The 15,643-nt window shown below is 57.8% G+C and carries 12 protein-coding genes and 2 tRNA genes; 5 read left to right on the top strand and 9 right to left on the bottom strand.

Annotation, left to right across the window (positions count from 1 at the left end; genetic code table 11):
* Positions 1-112: 112 nt before the first annotated feature.
* Positions 113-1,048: a L,D-transpeptidase gene (ldtA, locus tag M8370_RS14595; protein WP_038420074.1), complete on the top strand. Its 936-nt coding sequence runs from the start codon at positions 113-115 to the stop codon at positions 1,046-1,048.
* 85 nt (positions 1,049-1,133) lie between these two features.
* Here ldtA and M8370_RS14590 read toward each other — a convergent pair.
* Positions 1,134-1,209: transfer RNA gene (locus M8370_RS14590), tRNA-Asn, on the bottom strand.
* A gap of 320 nt (positions 1,210-1,529) precedes the next feature.
* Here M8370_RS14590 and nac point away from each other — a divergent pair.
* Complete coding sequence (gene nac, locus M8370_RS14585) at positions 1,530-2,447, top strand: nitrogen assimilation transcriptional regulator NAC (protein WP_010432103.1); 918 nt, start codon at positions 1,530-1,532, stop codon at positions 2,445-2,447.
* A gap of 96 nt (positions 2,448-2,543) precedes the next feature.
* Positions 2,544-3,494: an HTH-type transcriptional regulator Cbl gene (gene cbl, locus M8370_RS14580; RefSeq protein WP_194500374.1), complete on the top strand. Its 951-nt coding sequence runs from the start codon at positions 2,544-2,546 to the stop codon at positions 3,492-3,494.
* A 47-nt stretch (positions 3,495-3,541) separates the two neighbouring features.
* Here the strand turns inward: cbl and M8370_RS14575 are convergent, their stop codons facing one another.
* The gene (locus M8370_RS14575) at positions 3,542-4,474 is read right to left on the bottom strand and encodes a LysR family transcriptional regulator (protein ID WP_250021233.1); all 933 of its coding nucleotides are present in this window, start codon (positions 4,472-4,474) and stop codon (positions 3,542-3,544) included.
* Positions 4,475-4,615: 141 nt separating this feature from the next.
* Here M8370_RS14575 and M8370_RS14570 point away from each other — a divergent pair, with 141 nt between their 5' ends.
* Positions 4,616-5,005 carry a RidA family protein gene (locus M8370_RS14570; RefSeq protein WP_013097827.1) on the top strand — a complete coding sequence of 130 codons (390 nt, stop codon included), beginning with the start codon at positions 4,616-4,618 and terminating at the stop codon, positions 5,003-5,005.
* A 165-nt stretch (positions 5,006-5,170) separates the two neighbouring features.
* On the opposite strand, the gene M8370_RS14565 is transcribed toward M8370_RS14570, so the two are convergent.
* The 6 genes from M8370_RS14565 to M8370_RS14540 form a co-directional block, all read right to left on the bottom strand.
* A tRNA-Asn gene (locus M8370_RS14565) sits at positions 5,171-5,246 on the bottom strand.
* A gap of 168 nt (positions 5,247-5,414) precedes the next feature.
* Positions 5,415-7,604: a TonB-dependent siderophore receptor gene (locus tag M8370_RS14560; protein WP_013097826.1), complete on the bottom strand. Its 2,190-nt coding sequence runs from the start codon at positions 7,602-7,604 to the stop codon at positions 5,415-5,417.
* 26 nt (positions 7,605-7,630) lie between these two features.
* The gene (locus M8370_RS14555) at positions 7,631-8,956 is read right to left on the bottom strand and encodes a lysine N(6)-hydroxylase/L-ornithine N(5)-oxygenase family protein (protein WP_250021232.1); all 1,326 of its coding nucleotides are present in this window, start codon (positions 8,954-8,956) and stop codon (positions 7,631-7,633) included.
* Positions 8,953-10,695, bottom strand: a complete 1,743-nt coding sequence (gene iucC, locus M8370_RS14550; RefSeq protein ID WP_349665606.1) for an aerobactin synthase IucC — start codon at positions 10,693-10,695, stop codon at positions 8,953-8,955. Before iucC ends, M8370_RS14555 begins: the two co-directional genes overlap by 4 nt.
* Entirely contained in the window at positions 10,692-11,639 is a 948-nt protein-coding gene (locus M8370_RS14545; RefSeq protein WP_250021231.1) for a GNAT family N-acetyltransferase, read from the bottom strand. Before M8370_RS14545 ends, iucC begins: the two co-directional genes overlap by 4 nt.
* Positions 11,639-13,381, bottom strand: coding sequence for an IucA/IucC family protein (locus M8370_RS14540; protein ID WP_250021230.1), 1,743 nt, complete (start codon positions 13,379-13,381; stop codon positions 11,639-11,641). Before M8370_RS14540 ends, M8370_RS14545 begins: the two co-directional genes overlap by 1 nt.
* A gap of 138 nt (positions 13,382-13,519) precedes the next feature.
* Between M8370_RS14540 and M8370_RS14535 the strand changes: the two genes are divergently transcribed.
* Positions 13,520-14,731, top strand: coding sequence for an MFS transporter (locus M8370_RS14535; RefSeq protein ID WP_155022446.1), 1,212 nt, complete (start codon positions 13,520-13,522; stop codon positions 14,729-14,731).
* Here M8370_RS14535 and mtfA read toward each other — a convergent pair.
* On the bottom strand, positions 14,728-15,525 hold the full coding sequence (gene mtfA / locus M8370_RS14530) for a DgsA anti-repressor MtfA (protein WP_047352113.1): 798 nt from the start codon (positions 15,523-15,525) through the stop codon (positions 14,728-14,730). The genes M8370_RS14535 and mtfA overlap by 4 nt on opposite strands.
* Between the last annotated feature and the right edge of the window lie 118 nt (positions 15,526-15,643).

Here is a 15,643-nt window from a genome sequence, read left to right as displayed (position 1 = left end):
CTATGAGACTACCGCGACGGGCGGCACGAGGAAACTGATTTTATTTCCTGATGGGTAATGCAAAGCGGCTACGCTATGCTTAGCAAATAGTGAAGCGACTAAGGAAGGGAATATGCGTCGTAGAAATGTGCTGGGCTGTCTGGCTGCCTTGCTCATAAGCCAGAGTGTCCAGGCGGTGAGTTATCCTTTACCGCCCGCCGGGAGTCGGCTGGTGGGCAGCGCGCAGGTTATTACCGTACCGGACCACAATACCTTGCCGCTTGAAGCGTTTGCCGCGCAGCACGGGCAGGGGCTGAGCAACATGCTGGAGGCAAACCCCGGTGTTGATCCGTTTTTACCGCAATCCGGTACCCGACTGGTGGTACCTCAGCAGCTCATTCTTCCCGATACGGTTCGCAAAGGCATCGTGGTGAACGTGGCAGAAATGCGCCTTTACTATTATCCGCCAGGCAGCAATACCGTTGAGGTGTTTCCCATTGGTATTGGCCAGGCCGGGCGCGAAACGCCACGCAACTGGGTGACAGCCGTCGAGCGCAAGCAGGAAGGACCAACCTGGTCGCCCACGCCAAACACCCGGCGTGAATATGCAAAAGAGGGGAAAACGTTGCCCGCATTCGTGCCCGCCGGGCCGGATAACCCGATGGGGTTGTATGCGCTCTATATTGGCAGGCTTTATGCCATTCACGGTACCAACTCGAATTTCGGCATCGGCCTGCGCGTCAGTCAGGGCTGCATTCGTCTGCGTAATAACGATATCAAATACCTTTTCGACAATGTGTCGCCAGGCACGCGCGTGCAGCTTATCGATCAGCCTGTAAAAGTGACGACGGAGCCAGACGGCAGCCGCTGGGTGGAAGTGCACGAACCGCTGTCGCGTAACCGCGCAGAATTTGAATCAACCAATAAAGTGCCGCTGCCGATTACCCCCGCGTTGCGGGCACAGCTAATAAACGAGGGGGCGGGCGCTGAGCTGGAACGTCGATCCGGGATGCCGGTTAAGCTTGCTTTGCCCGGTGGCGCTGCGCTTACCGGGCCTACAGTCCCGTAGGCCGGGTAAGGCGAAGCCGCCACCCGGCAGTTTTCCAGAACGCACAAAAGCAAAAAGCCTGCTTTAAAAGCAGGCTTTTCAAATTTGGCTCCTCTGACTGGACTCGAACCAGTGACATACGGATTAACAGTCCGCCGTTCTACCGACTGAACTACAGAGGAATCGTGTGAACGGGGCGCATAGTAACGACCTGCGTACGCCTTGTCAAAGGGTGAAACCACGCTTTGCGTCTGTTTGCTGACAATTTCAGCAAAGTGGCGATTTTGCCAACGTAATGCACCGTTGTGGTGCGGATATACCTCTTATAGGGCAGATCATAAACCGCTGTTTCAGTAATAAATCCGGCGTCTATGATTAGGTTTCCTTATTTTCAGGCGCTTAGCGAACAAATCTGACCTGCTGGTAAAACTGGCATTCATATTGCAAAACCTGTTCAACAACAACAGCCAGTACCGGCACAGCATTTCGAACAGGGGGCAAAATGAACTTAAGACGACTGAAATACTTCGTAAAAATCGTCGATATCGGCAGCCTGACTCAAGCGGCGGAAGTGCTGCATATCGCGCAGCCTGCGCTGAGCCAGCAGGTGGCTACTCTGGAAGGCGAAATGGATCAGCAGCTGTTGATCCGCACCAAACGCGGCGTGACCCCAACGGAAGCAGGCAAGATCCTGTATACCCACGCGCGCACCATTCTTCGTCAGTGCGAACAGGCGCAGCTGGCGGTAAATAATGTTGGCCAGACGCTGAGCGGACACGTTTCCATCGGGCTGGCACCGGGGACCGCTGCGTCCTCCATCACCATGCCACTGCTGCAGGCGGTGCGCGCTGAACTGCCGGAAGTGCTGGTCTATCTGCACGAGAACAGCGGCTCTGTCCTGAATGACAAGCTGCTTAATGGCCAGCTGGATATGGCGGTGCTTTACGATCGCTCTCCGGTTGCGGGGATCACCAGCCAGCCGCTGCTGAAAGAAGATCTGTATCTCGTGGGCACCCGCGATTGTCCGGGGCAGAGCGTTGATCTCACTGCGGTTGCAGAGATGAATCTTTTCCTGCCGCGTGATTACAGCGCCGTGCGCGTACGCGTGGACGAAGCTTTTTCCCTGCGCCGCCTGACGGCGAAAATCATCGGTGAAATTGACTCCATCTCCACGCTGACTGCGGCGATCGCCAGTGGGATGGGCGTCACGGTGCTGCCGGAATCCGCCGCCCGCTCGCTGTGCAGCGCAGCAAATGGCTGGATGGCGCGCATCACCACGCCATCAATGAGTTTACCGCTGTCGCTGAACATGTCCGCCCGTGGCTCGCTGTCGCCACAGGCGCAGGCGGTGAAAGAAATTTTAATGTCGCTGGTCAGTAAGCCATCGCTGGAGAATCGTGAACTGCAGCTCGTGAGTTAATATTCCAGAAAAGCATAAGATGCTGGTTTTTATTATTTGTTCTGCAGCTCAGCTGACTCTAACAATAGAGCTATGTCAGATGCGCCGGAGTGAATCGTGAATTTCCAGCAACTTAAAATTATCCGTGAGGCGGCCAGGCGGGACTATAACCTGACCGAAGTCGCCAATATGCTATACACCTCCCAGTCGGGCGTCAGCCGCCATATTCGCGAGCTGGAAGAGGAGCTTGGCATTGAGATTTTTATCCGTCGCGGCAAGCGCCTGCTTGGCATGACGGAGCCAGGTAAAGCGTTGCTGACCATCGCTGAGCGGATCCTCAACGAGGCCAGCAATGTCCGTCGCCTGGCGGATCTCTTTACCAATGATGCCTCCGGCGTGCTCACCATTGCCACTACCCATACTCAGGCACGTTACAGCCTGCCGCCAGTGATAAAAGCGTTTCGTGAAATTTTCCCTGACGTTCGCCTGGAGCTTATTCAGGGCACGCCGCAGGAAATTGAAATGCTGCTGCAAAACGGTGGGGCGGATATTGGTATCGCCAGCGAACGCCTGAGCAACGACCCGCTGCTGGTGGCCTTTCCCTGGTTCCGCTGGTACCACAACCTGTTGCTCCCGCTCGATCATCCGTTGAATCAGGTTTCACCGCTAACGCTGGAAGCGATCGCGAAATGGCCGCTGATTACGTATCGTCAGGGTATTACCGGGCGTTCGCGCATCGATGAAGCATTCAACCGCAAAGGGTTAACGCCGGATGTGGTACTGAGCGCGCAGGATTCCGATGTGATCAAAACCTACGTTGAGCTGGGGCTGGGAATCGGCCTGGTCGCGGAACAGTCTGGTGGCGAGGGCGATACCGGGAACCTTGTGCGTCTGGATACTCGTCATTTGTTCGATGCCAATACCGTATGGCTCGGCCTGAAGCGCGGACAGCTCCAGCGCAACTATGTGTGGCGCTTTATCGAACTCTGCAACGCCGGGCTGTCCGTTGACGAAATCAAACGCCAGGTGATGGAGCCGGAAGAAGTGGCGATTGATTATCAGATTTAGTTCCTCTGGCTGGGATCGCCTTAGCCAGTAACTAGCGAATAAACAAGCTAAATCAGAATTCCCTTTCGGTTGGTGTTGGTGACATGCTGCTGCATCAATTCAACGATCCAGTCAATAAAAACGCGCAGTCTGGCATTGACATGGCGGTTCGGCGGAAACGCCAGGTACAGGGGCATTGGAGCAATACGCCAGTGTTCAAATAGCGGAATCAAGGCACCTCGAGCCTGATGCGCTGCCGCCATATAGACTGGCAGTGCGATCACGCCTAATCCCGCTAACCCGGCTTCGAGGTAAGCATTGCCATCATCCACGGCCAGTACATAGCTGCCCGTGATTTCAATACGTTCACTCTCACTGCGCAGTACCAGAGGATCAATCTTACCGGTGCGTGAGGACAAGAACCCTACTCTGCGATGGTCGGTGTTTTCCAGTTCTCGCGGGTGCGAAGGGGGGCCAAGGCGTTCCAGATAACTGGGGGCGGCGTAGACGCCGATTTGCAAATCTCCGACATGGCGTGCAATCAGGGACTGATCGGTGATCTCGCCGCCGCGTAGCACGCAATCCACGTTGTCGCCAATCAGGTCCACCACCCGGTCGCTCACGCCCATGTCGAACTGAATGTCAGGGTATCGTGCATGGAATGCCGATAGCGCCGGCACCAGGATGAGGCGGGCCAGCGGACTGGGCACATCCACCCGTAGCCATCCCCTGGGCGTAATTGCCGCACTGGACAGACTGTTTTCAGCATCTTCCATGTCCGCCAGCAGGCGGATGACGCGTTCGTAGTAGACCGCGCCATCGGGAGTGACGCTGAGTTTGCGGGTGGTGCGATGGAGCAATCTGACGCGCAGGCGCGCTTCCAGCTGCTGAATAAGCTGCGTCACCGTGGTTTTGCTCATATGAAGCGTTTGGGCAGCCTTTGTGAAGCTACCTGCCTCTACCACGCGAGCAAAGGCGCGCATCGCATCGAAACGATCCATTCCTTATCCTCTCTTTTCACCGATTGTTTGGATATTACAAACAATGATGGACAAAGTCGCTTGTTTATCCGCCCGATCCTGCACCTGTAAAGTGTCTTTAAGTTCATTGGGCAGATTTCGCCCCATTGCAAAGGTGTAAATATGACAGCACGCGAAGCAGTTTTTCCCTCAGGACGCCAGGCGCTCTATGAGCGCAATCGCTATTCACCGGCCATCAAATCTAACGGTTTCCTGTTCGTTTCGGGGCAGGTTGGTAGCCGTGAGGATGGCTCGCCTGAGCCCGATCTAAAAGCGCAGGTCAGGCTGGCATTCAATAATCTTAATGCTGTCCTCGCGGCTGCGGGCTGCACGTTCGATGACGTGGTTGACGTTACCCTTTTTGTCGTCGATCCCGAGTCAAACCTCGACGCTATCTGGAGTATCCTGCCAGAATATTGGGGAGAAGCGCCTTACCCAACGTTGACCGGGATCGGCGTTACGTGGCTGTACGGATTCCAGTTTGAGATTAAGGTGATTGCCAGGCTGCCCTGACCGTTAGGGGCTTTCCGCCAGTCGAAAGTCAAGACAGAGGAAAAATGATGAAAGCAGCGGATTATTGCCCGATGGCGTAAGCCGGGTAAGGCGAAGCCGCCACCCGGCAGTTTTCCAGAACGCACAAAAGCAAAAAGCCTGCTTCAAAAGCAGGCTTTTCAAATTTGGCTCCTCTGACTGGACTCGAACCAGTGACATACGGATTAACAGTCCGCCGTTCTACCGACTGAACTACAGAGGAATCGTGTGAACGAGGCGCATAGTAGCGACCTCGGTTCGCCTTGTCAAAGGGTGAAAACACCCTTTTTGATCGTTTGCCGACAATTTCAGCAAATCGCTGATTTTATAGCAAATTTGCGGCGAAATTACACAGCAGGATGCGCCGCCCGCGGGCAGGCGGCGCAGTTGTTTAGAACAGCACGGAGTAGTTCAGACCAAACGTGCGGCCACGGCCTTTATAGGTATACAGACCCGGAGCGCCATACGTTGGGCTATACAGCCCCGGTGCGCGCTGTCCCCAGGCGGTGGTGTAGTCTTTGTCCAGCACGTTTTCCACGCTGAAGCTCACTTTACCCACCGGCAGGGCGTAGCTGCCCAGGAAATCTACCGTGTTATAGCCATCGATCTTCTTACCGTCGGCATCAGAGACGTCAAAGGTCTGGGTACTCTGCACGCGCAGGGTCCAGTCGCCCGGCGCCCAGTTGACCCAGGCGCTGGCTTTCGACGGGCTGGCGCTGTCTACCGTCAGCTTCTCCCATTTACCGTTTTCACGGGTTTCAGACTTAATGGCGTTAAAGTTCGCGCCGGTGCTCCAGTCGCTGTCGGTGAAGAAATAGTCCACCTGACCTTCCACCCCGTAGATACGACGCTTGTCGTCTTCAAGGTTGATGGTCATATCGGTTTTGTTGATGGTGATGGTTTTATCCGAGAGCGAGTAGTACGCCGCAACCTGCGTGCGCAGGTTATCGCCGGTGTAGCGCCAGCCCAGCTCGTAAGCGTTAACTTTAATGCCGTCCAGCGTCGAGTCGTTAACGTTCACGCTATTCAGCAGGCGATAGTGCCCGTCGACAAGCTGATAGGTGCCGGAGCCGTAGTACTTCGCCAGGTCCGGAATTTCAAAGCCCTGAGAGAAGTTAAACCACAGCTGCTGCTGTTCGGTCAGGCGACCAAGGATCCCGGCGTTAAACAGGAAGTTGTTGTAATCGGTTTTCCCGCCCGGCACCGCGTCTGCTGAGGTGGCTTTCCCGGTGGCGATGGCCTGCTGCTGGGCGTAGCCAACAAAATCATCCACCTTGTTTTCAGTGTACTGGTAACGCACGCCGCCGCTCAGGGTGATGGCGTCAATGTCGTAGCTCGCCTGCAGGAACGGGGCGAGGTTGGTAATGCTGTAACCCGGATAACGCCCCACGTTGTACGCATTGTCCAGCTTCATGCCGCCGCTCGCTGCCGCTTTACTCAGGTCGAAGAACTGCTGGTTGGCATCGAAGGTTTCATGGTCGGCGTCCACACCCCAGGTGAGCGTCAAATCATCCACCGGCTTGCTGTTCAGCGTCAGCTTGCCGCCGTAAAAATCGGTTTTCTGCTGGGAGGCACCGATGCTGGTCACCGTCCCTTTGCTCAGGGTCGGGAACGGGTAGTAGGTCAGGCTCTCGTCACGATAGTAGATCTGCGCGACCAGGTCCTGACCCCAGAAATCGGTATTAGAGTACTGCAGGTTAATCAGATGGCGCTCGGTACCGGGAATACGGTCAGAATCCAAGTTGTTTTTGTTATACGCGGTGGCATCACCCGTAACCGCCGAGAAATTCTTCCCAAGGTACAGGCCGTGTTTGCCATCAGATTCGCTCTTGTAGTACTGGGTGGTTAACTGCAACTGCTGATGATCGTCAATATTGATGGTGCCAGTGCCCATCACATCAATACGGTCAGAATACTGTAAGCCGGTCTGGGTGTTATCGATAATCACCTCGTCGCCGTTGCCGTCATACCAGCCGCCGTAACGCTGATAAGAAACGGACAGGCGACCAGACGCATTATCATTGCCGCCGCTGACCGCCGCCGACACGTTCTCATCGTGGTCGTTGTGGCTGTTAAACCCGCTTTTTGCCCCGGTCTGGAATTCGACTTCCGTCTCCGGCTGACCTTTTTTGGTGACGATGTTCACCAGGCCGCCGGTACTGCCGCCGCCGTACAGTGAAGTAGCGCCGGAAATCACTTCGATACGGTCGATGTTGAACGGATCGATAGAGTCAAGCTGACGGCTGTCGCTGCGGGAGGAGTTCAGACGCACGCCGTCCACCATCACCATCATTGAACGGCCGCGCAGGTTCATACCGTAGTTGGTGCGCCCCTGGCTGCTGACGTCCATGCCCGGGATCAGCTGCGCCAGCACGTCTTTAATCTCTTTCCCGCCCTGAACCTGCTGCTCAATTTCCGCACGCTCGATAACCCAGGTGGTCTGCGCCATCTCCGCCACGCTGCGGTGTGCGCGGCTGGCGGAGACAACGATATTTTCTTCCTTTTGTTCTTCTGCCCACGCAGAGGTCGAAAGCATGGCAAGCAAGCACGGATTTAAAACCCAAAGATGAGAACGTTTCATTGTTATGTTGATCCTGATTGTGTGTGTCAGTACTCGGTGGTCTGTGCTAATGATTTAAAAACCTGGCTGTTATCCGTGCTGGTGGTGCTACGCCAGTGGATCACGCCGGGGGTAGTAGCCAGCTCAAACGGCTCGTCGTCGTGCGCGCGATTGAGAATTCGCGCGGCGCGCCAGGCCATCAGGCTGAGCTGGGGTTCGGCAATACCGAGACGGTGCATCCCGGCATTCACGGCAAACAGGCGGTTGCTCTGCGGGCCGTCCCATTCAAGGGTGAAATCGTTGTTGATGTGAAAAGCTTCGTCGGCATCCAGGTGCAGACGATGGGAGAGTGGCGCCAGAAACGCAGGCTGCGCGGCGCGGTAGCCCGTGGCAAAGATCACCACGTCGCTCTCCAGCTGTTCACGGCCACCGTCGAGGTGATGCTGTAGCGTCAGGCGTTGCCCGTTTTGCAGCCGCGTGAGTGCGGTTACCGAGCGGGACGGCATCAGGTGCGCCCAGGGTTTTTCACGCAGCACTTCAAAGCGGTGATACATGGCGCGGTAAATTGCCAGCAGGGACTCGGTGGTGATACCGTCAGAGGTCATCTTCTGCTCGTGCAGCATCTGCCGACGGGCCTCTTCACCAAGTGTGGAGAAGCTGTCCACGTACTCCGGCGTGAAATACTCGTTGGCAAATGCGGCCTCATCCAGGGCGTTGTAGTTGTTGCGGCGCGACACCCAGTTCAGGCTCAGCGGCTGACCCCACTCCCCGCGGAAGATATTCAAAAACAGATCGGCACCGCTCTGGCCGCCGCCAACGACGGTCACCCGTTTGCCCGCCAAATCTGGCGTGCGCAGCATCATCTCGCTGGCGTGGAAGCAGCTGTCATCCTGCGCGGTCACACAGTCGGGGAGGTTGATCTGTTTACCAATCCCCACGCAGACGTGGCGCGGCAGGAAGCGATCGCGCTGGGTTACTACCTCAAACAGGCCCTTTTTCTCATCAAAACTCACCTGCTGCACCTGCTGGCTGAAGGCGAGGTTGGTGAGGTTATCCGCCGCCCAGCTCAGGTAATCAGCAAACTCCTCGCGGGAGACGGTGCGCTGCTCGGTGGTCAGAAAACGGTAGAACTTTTTACGCTGTACCAGGTAGTTCAGAAAGCTATGGCGGTTGGTCGGCTCCACGGCGCTGACCAGATCCTTCAGGAAGCTGGTTTGCATGTGGCAGTCCGGCACCATCATCCCCGGGTGCCAGGAGAAATGCGGCTTACGTTCAAGAAACAGTGAACTGAATCCGTCCAGCCCCTCTGCAAGGGCAGCGATGCTGAGGTTAAACGGGCCAATACCAATGCCGATGAAATCATACGTTTTCATTGCGCTGACTCCTGGGAGACCAGAAAAAGGGGGTTATCGAGATCGCAGACGTAGTTCGGCAGCATGCGGCTGCCACCGTCGTGTTCGGAGAAGGTGAGTTTGACCGGGTTGAGGATCACGCGAATGATCTGCGGCTTAAACAGGTCGAACTTCGCGAAGCGCCCGGCAAGATCCGGATGTGCGGCCATATAACGGCGTAAAACCTGCGCCAGGATCTGGTAGAAGCGGGTTTCGCTGACGCCGCTTTGCTGCGTGAGACGCGAGATAAAACGCAGCACCGTCACGAAGTTGCCGGTTTGCAGATCATGGATGATGTACTCCGCGCTCAGGCGTGCCGTGACGGCTTTCACCTGTTGCGGCAGGCTTTCCGCCTGCGGGAAATCTTCATCAACCAGCCGCATATCACCCTGGAAATCCTTCAGCAGAATGCGCTGCGGTACGTAGTCTTTCATCACCAGCGTCACGTTCTGGCCGTGGGCGATGAGCGCCACGCCGTAGCGGCAGAGCAGGTGATAGAACGGGATCACCGTGGCATCGAACAGTTTTGCCAGCCAGGCTTCGGCGGTTAATCCCGAATGCGCAATCCACGCGTCAATCAGCGGGCGTCCGGCGTTGTCGGTCTCCATTAGCGCCGCCATCAGCACCGCCTGCTCGCCGTCCTGCAAATAGCAGGACGGGTTTTCGCGCCAGATCACACCCAGCATCTCCTGATAGCGATAGGGCGCTTTCGGTAATGCGGCGTAACCGGTATGCGCCAGATATCCGGCGGCGGGTTCGCCAAGCACCTGCGCGCCAGAGCGGGTGAGGGTGGCGTCGCTGGCAAACTGCTGCTGTAACCAACGCGAAGCCAGCGGACCGGCGGCAATGTACTTGCCCGGAATACCGCGATAGCAGGAGGTGTTGTAGATGGTCAGCGGCAGCTTGATGTCATACGGCGCGCGGCGGCTGGCGTTGGTCAGCGTGCGCAGGGACTGTTGGGCCAGATACTCATCGCCAAATTCCCCCAGCTCTACCATCTCACCGCGCGCGAGCTGGGCCAGGAAATGGACGGCAATTTTTTGCTGCCACTGCCACGGGTGCAACGGCACCGGCAGCCAGCTGTCGTCAAGCTTCAGCGCCTGCCAGCTGGCGTCAAAGCGCGCGCGCTCGGCACTGTCCATGGTGCTGGCCAGCAGGGTGTTGATATCGCAATCGACATCGCTGCTCCAGACCAGATGCTCGCGCTGCACGGCAACCCAGTGCAGGCGAAAACGGCCACGGTATTCCGGCGCGTACTGGCGCAGCGCATCCAGCCCCCAGCCGCGGCGTCCCTTGTTAAAAATGAACTTGGGATGGCCGCTCATCAGACACTGGAGTTCGTCCGGGTCGAGATGAATAAGCGCGTCGGCATCCAGCGTCTCTCGCGCCTGCAGCAGCTGCATGTCGCCCCGCAGCGTGGCGTAAAGATCTTCCAGATGCTCTGCCGTTTGTGCATTGCTCATCTCCAGCACCGTCGCCAGCTGCAAAAATGCGCTTTCCGCTTCCACGGCGGCTCCGCTGGCGGTTGTCAGACTGGCGGGATCGATATGTAACCAGCCCCAGATGCCGCGCGTGGCGCGAAACTGCCAAGTTTCGCTGCCCATGGTGATTTGCCAGCGGTCAGCGGCCAGCGGCTCGGCGCTCAGGGTACGTTCGTATTCCAGCTCGGCGAGGATCTTCGCCACCATCTCGCGGTTCACTTTTTGCCAGAGTGCGTTCACAGTCCCACCTCGCTGAAGAAGCGGTGACGCTCGCTCATGATGAGGCGCGAACGTTTATGCGGGAAGTCGAACTCTTTAACGGTGTCAAAACCGGCAGACGCCAGATGGCGGAACAGGCGCTGATTGTCGAAACGTGGCTCAGCGACAATGCGCGTCGTGTGCGGTTCATCCAGCCACAGATAGTGGCTCAGACCGCGCAGCCAGCTACGGATATACTGCGCGCCGCGCCAGTTCTCTTCGCCGACCAGCATATGCAGCCCACGGTCAAACGGCTGCCAGCGATAGTGGCGTCCGATACGGTCTTCTGCGGCCCAGTAGAGTTCAAAATAGCCGAACGGCTGATCGTCAAAGCAGCCGATAACCGGGTAGCAGTACGTCGAGTCGAGCTGACGGCGCAGGTAGTTTTCCTGCTCTTCCTGAGGGCCGGCCATCTCCCAGAACGCATTAACGCGTGGGTTGTTCATCCACTGGGTAAAACGCTCACCGTCCAGCGCCACGTCGGCCACGCGGAAGCTCAGGGTGCGTTTAATTTGTGCATCGTAACGGCGATAGACTTCCCCTTGCGGACGGTGAGGGCGCTGCGGGAAGTAAAGCTGACGGCTCTCATCGAATTGCATGCCACCGCTGGCCTGCGGACGCTCCCCCTGCAGCCACAGCGGCAGCTGCCAGAAGGTCTCACGGGCCAGATAATCGCCGCTGGCAAGCGCGAATAACGCCTGCGCCTGCGGTTCATCCTGCCAGGCTGCCCACGGCAACGTGATGCCGGTCAGTGCCGGTGCGGCGACAAACAGCTGATCCAGCGCCTCGACCAGCCAGCCGTCCGGGATATCGCGCAGGCGCTCCAGTACCGCGCTGCCGTCGAGGCCTAAGGTTAGCGGCAGGGACGTGTCCGTTGCGGTGCAACGAAAGCCGTAGCCGGAATGGACGATATTCGCGTTAGCCATCACGCCTTCTCCTTGTAAAACGGGTTGCTAAAGTCGAAATAGATCACTGCCGGATCGGCAATCGTGTTTTCGTTGCGATCGTGCAGGTAGCAGAAAAAGTTGCCTTTACAGTTCCAGGTCGGGCTGTCGAGCACGTAGTCGAGGCAGCGGGTCTGCTTCGCGGTCTGGCGCAGGCTGGCCAGCGCGTCACGCACCCGTGACATCAGGCTCTCTTCGCTGTCGAAACCTGCGGCAGCGAGGGCGGCGGTGACGGCGAGTGTGGAGTTCAGCAGCAGGTAATAGGGGAAGTAGCGCAGCAGCTGGCTCTCGCCGAAGCGGTTTTCCACCTCGCTTTCACCTGCCTCTTTCAGCCACGCGTCGGCCCCTTCGGTCCAGGCGCTGCCCTGGCAGTCACGGTAGATAAGCCCGACCGGGAAGTCCTGCTGCATCTCCACAAGAATGTTTTGCTGATGTGCCAGCAGGACCAGACCGTAATCGGCTTCGGCGCTGAACAGCGGAAGGAGAACGCGGTCGCAATAGGCGTCCAGCCAGCAGCGCGCGGCCTGGGCGAGGGGGAGATCCAGACGCTGGCTGAGACGGCGGACCGCAGCCGCCAGCAGGCTGTCACCGCCGTCCGGCGCGGCCTGCGTCAGGCTCACCAGCACGTTGGTTTGCGTATCCGGCGTATCAAACAGCAGGTTCACGCGCAGTGTCATCAGGCTCTCTTCCTGAATGACCCCGCTTTCGTCACGCAGACCCGCCCAGCCGTCTTCCTGCATCACGCGCATGGTGGGGTAGCGCGCCTGGAGCTCCTGCCAGCGCGCCGTTTTCGCCAGACGCGCCAGACGCATCCCGCGCTTAACCTCTTTCACCGACAGCGTGCGCACGGAGTTTGTCAGGCGCACGCTCAGGGAAAACTTAATCATGTCGCTGTTGGTTTCGCAGTACAGCGAGCGGGAGGAGCTGGTGGGCAGCCACTGCGCGCCCGCTTCGCCCAGATCCTGCAAGGCTCCCTTCGCCACCAGTCGCTGGCACCAGTCCTGACCGAGCAGGTACTCCGCCTGCCACGGGTGCATCGGCAGCAGCCAGCGGGTGTCGGTGAAATGACCGAGCAGTTCAGGGGCGCTCTGGGCTGCGAAGCGCAGCAGACGTTCGCGCAGGGAGACGTTCAGGCTCTCGCCAGCGATCAGTTCACTCTCAACGGCAAACCAGCGCAGTGGAAAGCGGGAGGCGAAATCGGGCAAATAGCGGCGGGCTTCGGTTTCGTTAAACGGCTCGTGTGACTTCGGGGCCGGATGGAATGCGTGGCCGACCAGCAGCGCCTGTTCCGCCTCGGCGAACGTCAGCGGCGCATCGCGCAGGTTTGCCCAGCGGTGACGCAAGTCGATCGCCTGCCAGGTATGGGCATGGCTTTCGAGGGCGCGCTGCTTAAAACGCGCCAGCGTATCGGCATCCAGTGAGCCTTTTACGGCGGGTTTTTCAATAATTAAATCAACCAGTTGAGAGAAAGTGACGGCGTCACTACGGTCGCTGTCGGTCTGGATGAGCGTTGCCGGGAAGCGATACTGATGATGCTGGGTTGGGGAGAAATAGTGTACTGAAACCCGGATGGCCTGGGTTTGCGAGAGCGGGATATGGATCTGCGATAGCTCATCCGCAGCGGTAGCGGGGAGATAGCGCCAGTCCTTCGTTTCGCGCAACAGGGCGTTTAAAAAACACTGGGCCGCAACGTCTGTACCGGCAGAGCGGGGCAGAGTACGCATAGATGTACCTCATTCCATGACTGATAATAATTCTCGTTATGATATTCATTCTGTTTACAGTCGCAACTATTTTTGCAATATTTGTTTTCATAAACTTCATGATTTCCACACATTTATTGACACTATGTTCACAATTCTATGCGCTCACTTTCCGACACTCTGACCGACAATCTCACCCCGAAAGCGAACTGGCCCCTGGCGTTGTGTGCCGGTTTACTGGGGATTGGGCAAAACGGTTTGCTGGTCATGCTGCCGCAGCTGGTCACGATGACCGGGCTATCGCTCTCCGTTTGGGCGGGTCTGTTGATGTTCGGTTCGATGCTCTTTTTACCGGCTTCGCCCTGGTGGGGACGCCAGAGCGAGCGGCACGGCTGTAAAAGCGTGATGCTGGCCTCGCTGAGCGGCTATCTGGCAAGTTTCTTCGTCATGGCGCTGGTGGTCTGGGCAATGGCGAACGGAATGCTCAATGCCGCCTGGGGGCTGGCAGGGCTTATCCTCTCGCGCACCCTGTACGGCCTGACGGTCTCTGGTCTGGTGCCGGCGGCCCAGACATGGGCCATTCAGCGTGCGGGTCTGGAGAAAAGAATGGCCGCGCTGGCGACGATAAGCTCGGGCCTCAGCTGCGGGCGTCTGCTGGGGCCGCCGCTGGCAGCGCTGATGCTCAGCGTTAACCCGGTGGCACCGCTGTGGCTGATGGCTATGGCTCCGTTTATCGCCCTGCTGATGGTGCTGCGTGAAGTGGCCGATCCGCCTTTACCGCCAGTGGCGCAACAGGCGACGCGGCTGCTGCCATCAATGCTGCCTTACCTTATGTTGGCGCTGCTGCTTGCCGCGCTGGTGAGCCTGATGCAGCTTGGTCTGTCACCCCATCTCAGTCCGTTGCTGGACGGCAATGCGGCGCAAATCAGCCATCACGTTGCGCTGCTGCTGAGCCTGGCCGCGCTGGCAACGCTCGCTGCCCAGTTTCTGGTGGTGCGTCCGCAGCACTTTCGCCCGATGACGTTACTTTGCCTGGCAGCGGTGTTGATGGTGGTCGGGCTTGGGGTGATGTGTCTCGCGGATGTGGCGCTGTTCTATGTGGGGATCGTCATTACCTCGCTGGGAGCGGCGATGGCAACGCCCGGCTATCAACTGCTGCTGAACGACAGGTTAACGACAGGCAAAGGGGCGGGGGTGATCGCCACCAGCCATACGCTGGGCTACGGCGTCAGCGCGTTGCTGGTGCCGCTGGTGACGCGCGCATTCGGTGAAACGTTTTTAATCGTGGCCGCCTGGGCAATGGCGCTGCTGTTTTTAGCCTTAAGCTTAGGGGTACGGTCGGTTGAGCGTACCCCAGAAACAGGGGCCTAGTGGACATGTCGGAAGGCGGTGCTGCCGGAACCCTCACTATGGCGCAGACGCTGCAAGGGATCCTGCTGATAAAAATGACAAAAACGTTGCCACAGGGCCGGGAAACGCGGTGCGAATAGCTCCGGGGCGCTAAAGAAATACTCTGACAGCACCGCAAAACACTCGGCCGGATCGGTTGCCGCATAGGCATCAATGCTGGCCGCGCTTTCCCCGACAAGGTCAATCTCATCCTGGATATTTTCCATCGCCGCATGCAGGTCGTGCTCCCAACCGGCGACTTCACGCAGCGGGATCAGCGGAACACCGCTGGCGCGATCGCCGTTGCGGGTATCAAGCTTATGCGCCACTTCGTGAACAATCAGGTTAAACCCGGACGCGTCGAACGAGTCCTGAATATCCAGCCAGTTGAGGATGATCGGGCCTTGCTGCCAGCTTTGCCCGGACTGCACCACGCGCTGGTTATGCACCAGGCCAATATCATCTTCCCACTCGTCATCAACGATAAACGGCGCGGGGTAGATCAGCACTTCGTGGAAGCCATCCAACCACTCGATACCCAGTTCGAGCACCGGCAGGCAGAAAAGCAGGGCGATACGCGCGCTTTTAAGTGCATCCAGCTCAAACCCCTGCAGCGGAACCAGCCGCTTTTGCTGCAAAAAGCGATCCGCCAGTTGAATGAGCTTTGACTGTTCATCCGGCTGGAGGTTGGCCAGCACGGGGATCGCCAGCGCGTCATCCCACGGCAGCGCCACATGTTGACCAGCGTCATTTGATTTCCAGGGCCACTTAATCATCGCTGTGCTCGCAAACTCGTCACGTGTACAAAATTGAAAGGTTAGGTTCCGTTAACATGCCAAAGAACCCGGCATGAAGGCAACTATAAAACGTAGAGATGTGGGAATGGCAGGAGAG

Origin of the sequence: Enterobacter cloacae complex sp. OE43NF (assembly GCF_023544405.1) — a bacterium.
Classification (GTDB): Bacteria; Pseudomonadota; Gammaproteobacteria; order Enterobacterales; family Enterobacteriaceae; genus Enterobacter; species Enterobacter cloacae.
This window is presented reverse-complemented; position numbering and strand designations above follow the sequence as displayed.

Bases quoted from the DNA above. Each gene is read 5' to 3' on its own strand.
- M8370_RS14555 (WP_250021232.1), bottom strand. From the start codon at position 8,956: ATGAAAACGTATGATTTCATCGGCATTGGTATTGGCCCGTTTAACCTC.
- M8370_RS14570 (WP_013097827.1), top strand. From the start codon at position 4,616: ATGACAGCACGCGAAGCAGTTTTTCCCTCAGGACGCCAGGCGCTCTAT.
- M8370_RS14560 (WP_013097826.1), bottom strand. From the start codon at position 7,604: ATGAAACGTTCTCATCTTTGGGTTTTAAATCCGTGCTTGCTTGCCATG.
- nac (WP_010432103.1), top strand. From the start codon at position 1,530: ATGAACTTAAGACGACTGAAATACTTCGTAAAAATCGTCGATATCGGC.
- M8370_RS14545 (WP_250021231.1), bottom strand. From the start codon at position 11,639: ATGGCTAACGCGAATATCGTCCATTCCGGCTACGGCTTTCGTTGCACC.
- M8370_RS14575 (WP_250021233.1), bottom strand. From the start codon at position 4,474: ATGGATCGTTTCGATGCGATGCGCGCCTTTGCTCGCGTGGTAGAGGCA.
- M8370_RS14535 (WP_155022446.1), top strand. From the start codon at position 13,520: ATGCGCTCACTTTCCGACACTCTGACCGACAATCTCACCCCGAAAGCG.
- M8370_RS14540 (WP_250021230.1), bottom strand. From the start codon at position 13,381: ATGCGTACTCTGCCCCGCTCTGCCGGTACAGACGTTGCGGCCCAGTGT.
- mtfA (WP_047352113.1), bottom strand. From the start codon at position 15,525: ATGATTAAGTGGCCCTGGAAATCAAATGACGCTGGTCAACATGTGGCG.
- ldtA (WP_038420074.1), top strand. From the start codon at position 113: ATGCGTCGTAGAAATGTGCTGGGCTGTCTGGCTGCCTTGCTCATAAGC.